The 11,072-nt window shown below is 67.6% G+C and carries 12 protein-coding genes and 1 tRNA gene; 6 read left to right on the plus strand and 7 right to left on the minus strand.

What is annotated here, in order from left to right:
* Positions 1-13: 13 nt before the first annotated feature.
* Positions 14-706, minus strand: a complete 693-nt coding sequence (locus MRBLWO13_RS10565; protein WP_341973935.1) for a response regulator transcription factor — start codon at positions 704-706, stop codon at positions 14-16.
* A gap of 57 nt (positions 707-763) precedes the next feature.
* Positions 764-1,300, minus strand: a complete 537-nt coding sequence (locus MRBLWO13_RS10570) for a TetR family transcriptional regulator (protein WP_341973936.1) — start codon at positions 1,298-1,300, stop codon at positions 764-766.
* Positions 1,301-1,407: 107 nt separating this feature from the next.
* On the opposite strand from MRBLWO13_RS10570, the gene MRBLWO13_RS10575 reads away from it, so the two are divergent.
* Positions 1,408-2,319, plus strand: coding sequence for an alpha/beta hydrolase (locus MRBLWO13_RS10575; protein WP_341973937.1), 912 nt, complete (start codon positions 1,408-1,410; stop codon positions 2,317-2,319).
* On the opposite strand, the gene MRBLWO13_RS10580 is transcribed toward MRBLWO13_RS10575, so the two are convergent.
* Genes MRBLWO13_RS10580 through MRBLWO13_RS10590 form a run of 3 tightly spaced genes read right to left on the minus strand, consistent with a single transcriptional unit; the run spans position 2,320 to position 6,009 of the window.
* Positions 2,320-3,960 (minus strand): DNA repair helicase XPB, encoded by a 1,641-nt coding sequence (locus MRBLWO13_RS10580; protein ID WP_341973938.1) that lies wholly within the window; start codon positions 3,958-3,960, stop codon positions 2,320-2,322.
* 59 nt (positions 3,961-4,019) lie between these two features.
* Positions 4,020-5,723: a helicase-associated domain-containing protein gene (locus tag MRBLWO13_RS10585; RefSeq protein ID WP_341973939.1), complete on the minus strand. Its 1,704-nt coding sequence runs from the start codon at positions 5,721-5,723 to the stop codon at positions 4,020-4,022.
* A 10-nt stretch (positions 5,724-5,733) separates the two neighbouring features.
* Positions 5,734-6,009, minus strand: a complete 276-nt coding sequence (locus MRBLWO13_RS10590) for a multidrug ABC transporter ATPase (protein WP_341973941.1) — start codon at positions 6,007-6,009, stop codon at positions 5,734-5,736.
* A 109-nt stretch (positions 6,010-6,118) separates the two neighbouring features.
* Between MRBLWO13_RS10590 and MRBLWO13_RS10595 the strand changes: the two genes are divergently transcribed.
* Together MRBLWO13_RS10595 and MRBLWO13_RS10600 are read left to right on the plus strand one after the other, a co-directional pair.
* Positions 6,119-6,499 (plus strand): cold shock domain-containing protein, encoded by a 381-nt coding sequence (locus MRBLWO13_RS10595; RefSeq protein ID WP_341973942.1) that lies wholly within the window; start codon positions 6,119-6,121, stop codon positions 6,497-6,499.
* Positions 6,483-7,082: a DUF3027 domain-containing protein gene (locus tag MRBLWO13_RS10600; protein ID WP_341973943.1), complete on the plus strand. Its 600-nt coding sequence runs from the start codon at positions 6,483-6,485 to the stop codon at positions 7,080-7,082. The genes MRBLWO13_RS10595 and MRBLWO13_RS10600 overlap by 17 nt, the downstream gene beginning before the upstream one ends.
* Before the next feature lie 67 nt (positions 7,083-7,149).
* On the opposite strand, the gene serC is transcribed toward MRBLWO13_RS10600, so the two are convergent.
* Positions 7,150-8,262 carry a phosphoserine transaminase gene (gene serC / locus MRBLWO13_RS10605; protein ID WP_341973944.1) on the minus strand — a complete coding sequence of 371 codons (1,113 nt, stop codon included), beginning with the start codon at positions 8,260-8,262 and terminating at the stop codon, positions 7,150-7,152.
* Positions 8,263-8,363: 101 nt separating this feature from the next.
* Here serC and MRBLWO13_RS10610 point away from each other — a divergent pair, with 101 nt between their 5' ends.
* From MRBLWO13_RS10610 to MRBLWO13_RS10620, 3 genes are all read left to right on the plus strand, one after another.
* Positions 8,364-9,065: a metal-dependent transcriptional regulator gene (locus MRBLWO13_RS10610; protein ID WP_341973946.1), complete on the plus strand. Its 702-nt coding sequence runs from the start codon at positions 8,364-8,366 to the stop codon at positions 9,063-9,065.
* A 266-nt stretch (positions 9,066-9,331) separates the two neighbouring features.
* Positions 9,332-10,150 (plus strand): M23 family metallopeptidase, encoded by an 819-nt coding sequence (locus MRBLWO13_RS10615; RefSeq protein ID WP_341973948.1) that lies wholly within the window; start codon positions 9,332-9,334, stop codon positions 10,148-10,150.
* A 334-nt stretch (positions 10,151-10,484) separates the two neighbouring features.
* Entirely contained in the window at positions 10,485-10,982 is a 498-nt protein-coding gene (locus tag MRBLWO13_RS10620; protein ID WP_341973949.1) for an HNH endonuclease, read from the plus strand.
* A 17-nt stretch (positions 10,983-10,999) separates the two neighbouring features.
* Here the strand turns inward: MRBLWO13_RS10620 and MRBLWO13_RS10625 are convergent.
* Positions 11,000-11,072: transfer RNA gene (locus MRBLWO13_RS10625), tRNA-Arg, on the minus strand.

Here is an 11,072-nt window from a genome sequence, read left to right on the forward strand (position 1 = left end):
GGTGCGGGTCGAGTCAGCCCGATTTGCCGACCTTCAGCATGTAGCCGAAGCCGCGCTTGGTCTGGATGAGCGACTCCTCGGTGTGCGGGTCGATCTTGCGGCGAAGGTAGGAGATGTAGCTCTCCACGATGCCGGCGTCGCCGTTGAAGTCGTACTCCCAGACGTGATCGAGGATCTGCGCCTTGGAGAGCACCCTGTTCGGGTTGAGCATCAGGTAGCGCAGCAGCTTGAACTCGGTCGGACTCAGCTCGATCGGTTCCTTGCCGACGTGGACATCATGCGTGTCCTGGTCCATCGAAAGCTCGCCGGCGCGGATGATCGACTCCTCATCGGCCTGCATGGTGCGCCGCAGGATCGCCTGCGCCCTCGCCACGATCTCGTCGAGGCTGAACGGCTTCGTGACGTAGTCGTCGCCGCCGGCATTCAGGCCTTCGATCTTGTCGTCGGTGCCGTCCTTGGCGGTGAGGAAGAGGATCGGCGCGGTGAAACCGGCGCCGCGAAGGCGCTTGGTGACGCTGAAGCCGTTCATGTCCGGCAGCATCACGTCGAGGATGATGAGGTCGGGTTCCTCCTCCAGCACCGCCGAGATGGTGGCGGCGCCGTTGGCGACCGTCTTCACCGAGAATCCGGCGAAGCTCAGTCCGGTCGAGAGGAGGTCGCGGATGTTGGGTTCGTCATCGACGACCAGGATGCGCGCTGCTGTCATGTCCCCATTATGGTGACTTCCGTGATGAGCGGGCTGATTATCTGCCGGAGCGGCGGTTCATGCACGTAGCGCGGCGGTGACGGCCTGCGTGATCGCCGCCTCGATCGGCGCCTCCGGATCCACAGTGATGCGGTGCAGCAGGAGCCCGTCGCCGGTCGCCATCAGGAAGGCGGTATGCGCCGCTGCGGCCTCGCCTCCGAGTTCGTTGAGGATGCCGCGCACCCACTGCTCCATGCCCGCACGCTGCGCCCTCAATGGGCCGGCGGCGTCTTCGTCGGCTTCGAGGAACAGGGCGTAGCGCGCACGCGTCCTGGCCGCGAGCGGCCCGGATTGGGCCTCGATCATCCGCGTCAGTGCGCCGATGAGCTGCTCCCGACTGTGGATCTCCGGGATGCCGGCGTCCGCTCGCTCCTGTACGGCCATCCACTCGATCACGCCGGCGAGCAGTGCCGCGCGGGTGCGGAAGTGATTCGAGGTCGATCCGGGCGGGAGGGACGCGGCGGCATCCACGCGTCCATGGGTGAGCGCGCGCACTCCTTCGGTTCCGACGAGGGTCACCGCGGCATCCAGGGCGCGCTCTCGAGTGCTGCTCACGGTCCGAGACTATGCGCACTATGAAACTAGTGGCAAATCTACTATGAACGTAGTATTCTGTGCTCAGGGCCGAACCGACCCGGACGTGCAGACGCGGAGGTCTCGTCATGGACACACCGGCATTCCCGCAGGGATCCCTCCGAGGGACGTGGTCGCCCCCGTTGCCCGACGCGGACGGGTTCACGCATACGGTGGTCGAGACGCCGGGGCTGCGCACGCACGTCGCCGCCATCGGCGAAGGAGACGCCGTCGTGCTGCTGCACGGTTTCCCGCAGCACTGGTGGCAATGGCGGCTGATCGCCCCGACGATCGCCGCTCGGGGGTACCGCGTGATCTGTCCCGATCTGCGTGGTTCCGGGTGGTCCGAGGCCGACGACCCCGGTTTCGAGCGCGACTCTATCCGGCACGACCTGGAGTCGCTGCTCGACGCCCTGGGGATCGAAAGGGCCCACCTGATCAGCCACGACCTGGGCGCGGTCGTCGCAGGTCAGTTCGCTTACGCGCACCCCGAGCGGGTGCGCACAGCTGTGCAGATCGCGGTGCCACCGGGGTTCATGGCGTTCACACCCCGGCTCCTGCCCGCGTTCGCGCACATGCCGCGGATGCTCATGCACCGCGAGGGCCAGTCGCTGGGCTGGCTGTTCGGTCCCCGATACGTCGCGCACCCGATGAGCGGCGCCACCGTCGACGCCTACCTGCGCGTGCAGCAGCGGCCTGAGGTGAGCCGCGCCGTGCGGGCGCTGTACCGCGGAATGATCATTCCCGAGGTGCTCCGCCTCGCGCGGGGCACGTACAAGAGAATGCGGTTGCAGCCGCCGACGCTCGCCGTGTTCGGGCGGCACGACGGTCCGTTCACCGAGACGCTCGTCCGCAGGATCTGCCGTGACCACGAACGGCGCGCCGAGCACTTCGAACTCGCCTTTGTCGAAGACGCGGCCCACTTCGTTACCGACGACGCTCCGGCCGAGATCTCCGAACTCGCGTTGGACTGGTTCGAGCGCGCGGACAGAGCGGCCTGATCAGGCCGCCAGCGCGTCCGCATCCATGATCGTGTAGCTGTAGCCCTGCTCGGCGAGGAACCTCTGACGGTTCTGCGCGTAGTCCTGATCGATCGTGTCCCTGGCCACCAGCGTGTAGAAGCTCGCGGTGTGTCCCGACTGCTTCGGGCGCAGCAGGCGACCGAGGCGCTGGGCCTCCTCCTGGCGGGATCCGAATGAACCGGACACCTGGATGGCGACGGACGCCTCCGGCAGATCGATCGAGAAGTTCGCGACCTTCGACACCACGAGCAGCGAGATCTCGCCCTCGCGGAACTGACGGTACAGTTCCTCGCGCTCGTCGATCGGGGTCGCGCCGGTGATCGACGGGGCGTTCAGTGATTCGGAGAGCGTCTCCAGCTGATCCAGGTACTGCCCGATCACGAGGATGCGCTCGCCGGGATGCTTCGCGATCAGTTCCTTCACGGCATCGATCTTCGCCGGGGCCGATGCCGCGAGCCGATAGCGCTCGTCGTCGGTTGCGGCCGCGTACTCCAGGCGGTCGCTCGGCGGAAGGTCGACTCGCACCTCGTAGCAGGCCGCGGGGGAGATGAACCCCTGGGCCTCGATCTGCTTCCACGGGGCATCGAATCGCTTCGGCCCGATCAGGCTGAAGACATCGCCCTCGCGGCCGTCCTCGCGCACCAGGGTCGCCGTGAGGCCGACCCGGCGGCGGGCCTGCAGGTCGGCGGTGAGCTTGAAGACCGGGGCCGGCAGCAGATGCACCTCGTCGTACACGATGAGACCCCAGTCCAGGGCATCCAGAAGTGCGAGGTGGGCGTACTCGCCCTTCCGCTTCGCCGTGAGGATCTGGTACGTCGCAATCGTGACCGGCTTGACCTCTTTGGCCTGGCCGGAATACTCACCGATTTCTTCAGGGGTGAGGCTCGTGCGCTTGAGCAGCTCGTCGCGCCACTGACGCGCTGAGACGGTGTTGGTGACCAGGATGAGCGTGGTGGTCTTCGTCGCGGCCATCGCACCGGCGCCGACGATCGTCTTGCCGGCGCCGCAGGGGAGCACCACGACCCCCGAGCCGTCCTTGCTGAACGCATCGACCGCATCCTGCTGGTACGGGCGGATCTGCCACCCGTCTTCGGTGAGCTCGATCGGATGCGGTGTCCCCGGCGTGTATCCCGCAAGGTCCTCGGCCGGCCAGCCGATCTTCAGAAGCTCCTGCTTGATCTGGCCGCGCGCCCACGCGTCGACGACGAAGGTGTCCGGGGTCGGATGTCCGATCAGCAGCGGCTGGATGCGCCTGTTGTTCGCGATCTGGGTGAGCACGGCCGGGTCGGAGGAGCGCAGGATGAGCGTGCCCTCCTCGTCGCGCTCGATGACGAGCCGCCCGTATCGGTTGACGGTCTCGCGGAGGTCGACGGCCACCGACGGCGGCACGGGGAAGCGGGACCAGCGGTCGAGCGTCTCCAGCATGTCCTCGGCGGTGTGACCGGCAGCGCGGGCATTCCACAGGCCGAGGCGGGTGATGCGATATGTGTGGATGTGCTCGGGGGCACGCTCGAGCTCGGCGAAGATCGCCAGTTCGTGGCGGGCGCTCTCGGCCTCGGCGTGGGCGACTTCGAGAAGCACGGTGCGATCGCTCTGGACGATCAGGGGGCCATCAGACATAGCTGACCAGTCTATCGCGGCTTCGAGTCACGGGGTCGGCCCTGCACTCGACGGGTGGTTCACTGCTCGACGACGAAAGCCGCGCGGATGCTGGAGACCGGCAACGTCCGCTCGACATCGGCGGCACGGTCGCGTCCGCGCAGGCGTCCGCCGCCCAGTCCGGTGGCTTCCAACAGCAGGTCCCGTGTCGACCCGTCGGGCATGCCGACGGTCACCTGCAGGACGGCCTTGGCGCGGACGGCCGCCTCCAGCTCTCGGTCGAGCCAGGCGGCGTCGGCATCCGGTCCCTGCTGCGCTCGCAATCGAGCAAGCAGCGGCGAATAATCCGCGATGACGGCGACGGGTCCCGTCGTCGCCGGATGCCTGTCGGCCGTCAGGACGGTCCCGTCCGCGCCGACGAGCGTCGCGGGGTAGCGGGCGTCCGTGAGGGCCCAGTAGACGGTGTCGCGCCCGACGCGAGAGGCCAGAGATGCGCCGACCCTGCTGAGAGCCAGGGGTCGCAGGGTCTGGTCGACGGCCATCGCGTCGATCAGATGACCGTCGACGCTGTCGATGCGCGTGCGCCCGGTTGCGGCATCGGCCGATACTCGCACCAGGCCGTGGCGCTGAGCGGTCTGCACGATGAGATAGCTCAGAGGCTGCGGGATACCGGTGAGCGAGAGCGATCCGAGGAACTCGAGGATCGAATCCTCGGTCTCGCCGGAGGCCAGCGCATGAGCGATCGATTCGACGGTGAAACGGTACGACGACGCCTGCGCCGCCGATTCTCTGGCAGCGATCGTGCGCAGGCGCACGTCGAGTGCGGGCGCGAGCGGGCCGGGGGCGATCGCGCTGAGATCGTTCTGCAGGAAGATGCGGTCGACCTCGGCGGGGAGCACGCCGGTCAACGCCTCGGCGTCGACCTCTCCGCGTTCGCGCAGCGGTACGGTCCATTCGGGTTCGCTGCCGTCGTCGGCGATCAGGCCGAGGAGCCGGGCGCGCTCGAGCAGTACCGCGCAGCGATCGGGCCAGGTCGGATCCCACGGATGCGCGTTCGGCCAGACGGAGAGATCGGGCCAACCGGCGGCATCCCGGCGGAGCCCGCGCGGCAGCGCGCGGAGGAACCCCATCGCCAGGCGTCCCCAGCGGTCGCCGACGCCGGCGTGCAGCCAATGCTCGGTATCCGCGGAGACACGGAGCTTTCGCCCGTCGGCGCGGACCAGATCTGCGTCGACGGCGATCCCCAGCAGGGCATCGATGGACTCCGCAGGCACCCCGGCTTCCGCCAGCAGACGCTTCTCGCCGGCGCTGATCCCGCCGGTGGCGAGCAGCGCCAGAGGGGTCTCTCGCGCGTGGAGCAGCAGATCGGCCAGCGAGGTGACCGTAGTGAACGCGCGCTCGGCCGCATGCGCGGCATTCTCGGCCGAAGCCGGTGTCGGCGGATCTCCGCCGGCGTCCGTGGGGATCCGCAGGCCCGCGACGACCGCGAGAACAGGCGGATACGGAGTCCCGTCCGGACGGAGCAGCGCCAGTGCCGTCAACCCAGCGCGCTCCGGGCCGGCGTCGACACCGTCGGCCGCACTCCGCAGCCCGATGGCCTCGCGCAGGGTCAGCTGAGGCAGCATCCGCGCCAGTGACGCGGGTTCGAGCAGCGCCTCGGCGGCGTCGAAGAAGTCATGCCATGGAGCATCCGCTCGGATGCCGCGCGCGGCGAAGAGATCAGCAAGCTCCGCATCGCTCGCCGCGGCCAGCCAATCAGCAAGCGGGCGCGCGTGAGTGCTCATATGGAGTGCCTCAGGACCGCGAAGCCGCGCGTCCCTTGCGTATGAAGCTCATCACGAGCAGCGCGATGATCATCACGAAGGCGACCGGAAGACCCCAGAGCGGGATGCCGGCGACGAGCGGCCAGAGGCCTTCGCCGAACGCGGCCTGATCCATGCCGACGGCGCTGCCGATGATGATCGCGAAGAAGCAGAGCACGGATGCGGCGGCAAGCCCGAGCGCGCTGAACGCCAGGATCCGGTCGACCTGACGGACCGGAACATCCGGTCCGGAACTGTGCGTGCTCATCTTCCTCAGCCTACCTGCACTGCGGTGCTGGGTTCCGCCGTGACCGGTAGGCTGAGGGTGGATGCGTCTCGGCGCGCCTTCTGTTCGATTTCTATAGCGAGGTTCTTCCATGCCCACCGGCAAGGTCAGGTTCTACGACGACGACAAGGGTTTCGGCTTCATCGCCAGCGATGACGGCCAGGACGTGTTCCTGCACGCCTCCGCCCTTCCCGCTGGCGCTGCCGTGAAGGCGGGTGCCCGCGTGGAGTTCGGCGTGGCCGACGGCAAGCGCGGTCTGCAGGCGCTCTCGGTGCGCGTCCTCGAGGCGCCGCCGAGTCTGGCGAAGGCGCAGCGCAAGCCTGCTGACGACATGGCGATCATCGTCGAGGACCTCGTGAAGCTCCTCGACGAGATGGGCGGCGACCTGCGTCGCGGTCGTTATCCTTCCTCCGGCCACAGCCGCAAGATCGCGGCCGTTCTGCGCAAGGTAGCCGATGACCTCGAAGCCTGACGCCGACGCGCGTCTCGTCGGCGCTCACGATCTCGCGCTGGAAGCCCTGCGCGAGATCACTCCGGCGACGACGATCGGCCCCGCGGCCGGCTACCTCCTGGAAGACGACGGTTCGGTCTCGTTGCGCTTCGAGAACCGGCTCCCCGGGTATCCGGGTTGGCACTGGACGGTCACGGTCGCTCGCGTCGACGACGAGGAGCCGACGGTCCTCGAGATCGAACTCCTTCCCGGTGACGGCGCGCTTCTCGCACCGGAATGGGTGCCCTGGGTCGAGCGACTCGCCGAGTACCGCGCCCACCAGGTCGAACTCGCCGAGCAGGCGGCTGCCGCGGCTGCCGATGCGCCCGATCTTGACGACGACGCCGATGTCTTCGACGACGACGCCGATGATCTCGACGACGATGAGCTCGATGAAGACGATGAGCTCGACGATGAGGATCAGGAAGCAGACATCCTGCACGCCGGAGACCTCGACGGCGTCGACATCGACGAACTGGATGAGTCGGCGGTCGATTTCGACGACGACTCCGACGATGATGACGACTCCGACGACGAGAACGACTCCGACGACGAAGAGGAATAGCGCGTCCGCTCGGTGATGACGCCGATCCTCGCCTGACGGCGAGAAGACGTTCCGGCGAACCGGGGGTTCAGGATCCGGAGTTCGCCAGCACGTAGTCGAGCGCGCGGGTCAGCTGACGCACGTCTTCGGGCTCGATCGAGACGAACGTCGCGACGCGCAGCTGGTTGCGTCCGAGCTTGCGGTACGGCTCGGTGTCGACGATGCCGTTCGCACGCAGTGTCTTCGCGACGGCCGCGGCATCCACGCTTTCGTCGAAGTCGATCGTGACGACGACGGGGGAGCGGTGCTCGGGGTCGGTGACGAAGGGGGTCGCGACGGCGGATGCTTCGGCCCAGTCGTACAGCACTCCCGACGATTCCGCGGTGCGGGCGGCCGCCCACGCCAACCCGCCGTTCTCGAGGATCCAGCCGAGCTGGCTGTCCAGCAGGTGCAGGGTCGTCAGTGCCGGCGTGTTCAGCGTCTGGTTGAGCCGGGAGTTGTCGACGGCGTTCTTCAGGCTCAGGAACTCCGGGATGTAGCGATCAGATGCAGCGATCCGCTCGATCCGCTCGATCGCTGCGGGCGAGACCGCGGCGAACCACAGCCCGCCGTCCGAGCCGAGGTTCTTCTGCGGGGCGAAATAGTAGACATCGGCCTGGGTGACGTCGAAGTCGATGCCTCCGGCCGCGCTCGTCGCGTCGATGACCGTCAGGGCGCCGTCTGCGAGCACACGTTCGATGGGTGCTGCGACACCGGTGGAGGTCTCATTGTGCGGCCACGCGTAGACGTCGATGCCGGAGACGATCTCGGCAGCAGCGCGCGAACCGGGCTCGGCCTTGCGCACGTCCGGAGCTTCGAGCCACGGCGCTCCGGCGGCGGCGGCGAACTTGCCGCCGAATTCGCCGAAGACGAGGTTCTGGCTGCGGCGCTCGACGAGACCGAAGGCGGCGGCATCCCAGAAGGCCGTCGAGCCGCCGTTGCCGACGAGGATCTCGTAGCCCTCGGGGAGGCGGAAGAGGGTGGACAGCCGCTCGCGCACACTGCCGACGAGGTTCTTCACCGGGGCCTGGCGGTGCGAAGTGCCCAGCAGGCTCGGACCGGCCGCGAGGAGCGCCTCGAGCTGCGCGGGGCGCACCTTCGAGGGCCCGCAGCCGAATCGGCCGTCAGCGGGCAGGAGTTCTCGGGGGATCTCGATCGCCATAGCTCGATTCTATGGCTTCGGAGTGACGTCGTTTCACGAGCCCCGGATCCGATGTCGGCGCAGGAATGTAGGCTTACCTAAGAACTCTCGGAGGGCCAGACATGACCGACCTGATCGACACCACGGAGATGTACCTCCGCACCATCCTCGAACTCGAGGAGGAGAACATCGTGCCCCTGCGTGCGCGCATCTCCGAGCGCCTCGGGCACTCCGGCCCCACGGTCTCGCAGACCGTCGGCCGGATGGAGCGCGATGGCCTCGTCGTCGTCTCCGAGGATCGGACCCTCGAACTCACAGACGCCGGCCGGTCGAAGGCGGTCAACGTGATGCGCAAGCACCGCCTGGCCGAGCGACTGCTCTCCGATGTGATCGGACTGGATTGGGCGTTCGTGCACGAAGAGGCCTGCCGCTGGGAACACGTCATGAGCGAGCAGGTCGAGCGTCGCCTGGTCGAGCTCCTCGGTCACCCCACCGAGTCGCCCTACGGCAACCCGATCCCCGGACTCGATCAGCTCGGCGACCTCCCCGCGCGCACGTTCGATGAGGGCGTCATCGGTCTTGTGCAGAAGCTGAACACCGCCGGAGCGCCGATCGACGGCACCGTCCGGCGCCTTGCCGAGCCTGCGCAGGTCGATCCGGAGTTGCTGCAGCAACTCCGTGACGCCGGAGTCGTTCCCGGTGCGCATGGCGACTACCGCTATAACGAGGGCTACGTCCTGATCCAGATGGACGGCAACGGCGAAGGGCTCGAGCTTCCGGTCGAGCTGGCCTCTCATATCTTCCTGGTGGCTGAGCCGGTCTGACCCGCGCGGCCGGTGCTTCGCGCGGCGAATCCGGAGCCCTCTCCGAGGATTGCCAGGTTCGCAGGGTGACACGATCGTTATCTTCCGGTAACCTCGGACAGGTCGTCAGCGAGAAGCCCGCAGACGATGACCGTGAAGATTGCCTTCCAGGCTCGTCGTCTTTCCGGTTAAGTCGCACAAAGTACCCGAGCTACATCCGTGCACGAGAAGCAGAGTGCCGACGAGCCAGCGCTACCCGAAGCGCGCAGGCGCAGGAGGACCCACTTTTGGCCGCAGACATCGAATCGCCCACGAACACAACCGAAGACCGAACACCTGCTCGACGCTCACCAGCGCGAGCGCGTACCCACAAGGCCGCAGGTCCTCTGCGGTCGATCGCCATCTTCGGTGCCGTAGGCGCCCTTGTCGCCGTCATCGCGCTGCCCGCCTATGCGGCGAGCAAGCCCGCCGAGGCCGGAACGACGATCCAGCAGCTCGCCGAGGCCGATGCGCAGTCGCTCGTCGTCGCTTCGCAGGCGACCGCAGCCCCGCTCAGCCGCGGTACCTTCACGGCTACCACGCCCGATGAGATCGAGAAGAAGAAGGCGGAAGAGGCTGCCGCAGCCCGCGCCGCCGCTGCCGCCTCGACCGCCGGAACTGCCTTCAACACCGCGGGCTATGCGCTCGTCTCTCCCGGCTCCGGTGAGGTCCGCTATCCGCTGCCCCAGGGTTCGTACACCCAGGGACGCACGACGGTCGGCCCCGACAGTGGCGGCCACGACGGTGCAGACATGCTGGCCCCTGCGGGCACCCCGATCTACGCGGCTGCGGCCGGTGTCGTGCGGGTCTCGTCCGAGAGCTACTACGGCTACGGTGTCGCCATCGTGATCGACCACGTCATCGCCGGACAGCGTGTCTCGACGACCTACGCGCACATGACGTACGGCACGCGCCAGGTGCAGGCCGGACAGACCGTCGAGGCGGGTCAGCTCATCGGAGCGGTCGGCAGCACCGGCAGCTCGACGGCGAACCACCTCCACTTCGAGGTGCGCATCGGCGGCAGCATCCTCGAGCCGTACTCCTGGCTGGCCGCCAACGCCGGCTGATCCTTCTCGTCGGTGGAACGGACCCGAGGCGGACACACCTTCGGCCGTTCACCTGCTGTTTCGCCCGCTGTGCGCGTGAATGAGTTAGCCTGAACCCGTTGTCGTACAGACGGGAGAAGCTGATGGAGCGAATACCGAGCATCCGAACCATGGATGCCCTCGGCCGTTACGTTCTTCGGCATCGTCCGCAGGGATGCCACGGCGTTGCCGTGCGCGAAAGGCGCTGTCTCTGAGACGGCGCCTTTTTTCGTCTCTGCAAACCCTCTGCCGCCTGTTCGACCTCATGTGAGTCGAGAGTGCCGGGAAGCCGTCCCGGCGGATCGAGAGGATGACGATGCGCACACTTGTCTTGAACGCCGGATACGAACCGCTCGCGATCGTGTCATTCAAACGAGCATTGGTTCTCGTGATGAATGACAAGGCGACGGTGATCGAGCGCGTCGAGGACGATCCGGTCTGGGCCGCCCGCGGAAGATACGAACGTCCTGCGGTGATCATCCTCTCCCGCTACGTGCGTGTTCCGAAGAGCCGCCGCGTTCCGGTGACACGCCGCGGGGTGCTGCGGCGCGACAACAATCGCTGCGGGTACTGCGGCAAGGCGGCGTCCACCATTGACCACGTGCTGCCCCGCTCGCGCGGGGGCGCGGACTCCTGGGAGAACCTCGTCGCCTGCTGCCTGCGCTGCAACAACGTCAAGAGCGACCGGACGCCGCAGGAGATGCGCTGGGAGTTGCGGATCACTCCGCGCCCGCCGCACGGCACGGGCTGGACCGTGCGCGGTACGGAGCGAAGTGACCCGCGATGGGAGCCGTACCTCGCACTCGCTGCGTGACGTGTAAGTGCTTTGGGTGCCCTCGACAGGATTCGAACCTGCGACCTGCCCTTTAGGAGAGGGCTGCTCTATCCCCTGAGCTACGAGGGC

It is taken from the genome of Microbacterium sp. LWO13-1.2, from assembly GCF_038397725.1.
Lineage (GTDB): Bacteria > Actinomycetota > Actinomycetes > Actinomycetales > Microbacteriaceae > Microbacterium.

Coding starts and splice junctions, on each gene's coding strand:
- MRBLWO13_RS10565 (WP_341973935.1), bottom strand. CDS start 706: ATGACAGCAGCGCGCATCCTGGTCGTCGATGACGAACCCAACATCCGC.
- MRBLWO13_RS10575 (WP_341973937.1), top strand. CDS start 1,408: ATGGACACACCGGCATTCCCGCAGGGATCCCTCCGAGGGACGTGGTCG.
- MRBLWO13_RS10580 (WP_341973938.1), bottom strand. CDS start 3,960: ATGTCTGATGGCCCCCTGATCGTCCAGAGCGATCGCACCGTGCTTCTC.
- MRBLWO13_RS10585 (WP_341973939.1), bottom strand. CDS start 5,723: ATGAGCACTCACGCGCGCCCGCTTGCTGATTGGCTGGCCGCGGCGAGC.
- MRBLWO13_RS10590 (WP_341973941.1), bottom strand. CDS start 6,009: ATGAGCACGCACAGTTCCGGACCGGATGTTCCGGTCCGTCAGGTCGAC.
- MRBLWO13_RS10595 (WP_341973942.1), top strand. CDS start 6,119: ATGCCCACCGGCAAGGTCAGGTTCTACGACGACGACAAGGGTTTCGGC.
- MRBLWO13_RS10600 (WP_341973943.1), top strand. CDS start 6,483: ATGACCTCGAAGCCTGACGCCGACGCGCGTCTCGTCGGCGCTCACGAT.
- serC (WP_341973944.1), bottom strand. CDS start 8,262: ATGGCGATCGAGATCCCCCGAGAACTCCTGCCCGCTGACGGCCGATTC.
- MRBLWO13_RS10610 (WP_341973946.1), top strand. CDS start 8,364: ATGACCGACCTGATCGACACCACGGAGATGTACCTCCGCACCATCCTC.
- MRBLWO13_RS10620 (WP_341973949.1), top strand. CDS start 10,485: ATGCGCACACTTGTCTTGAACGCCGGATACGAACCGCTCGCGATCGTG.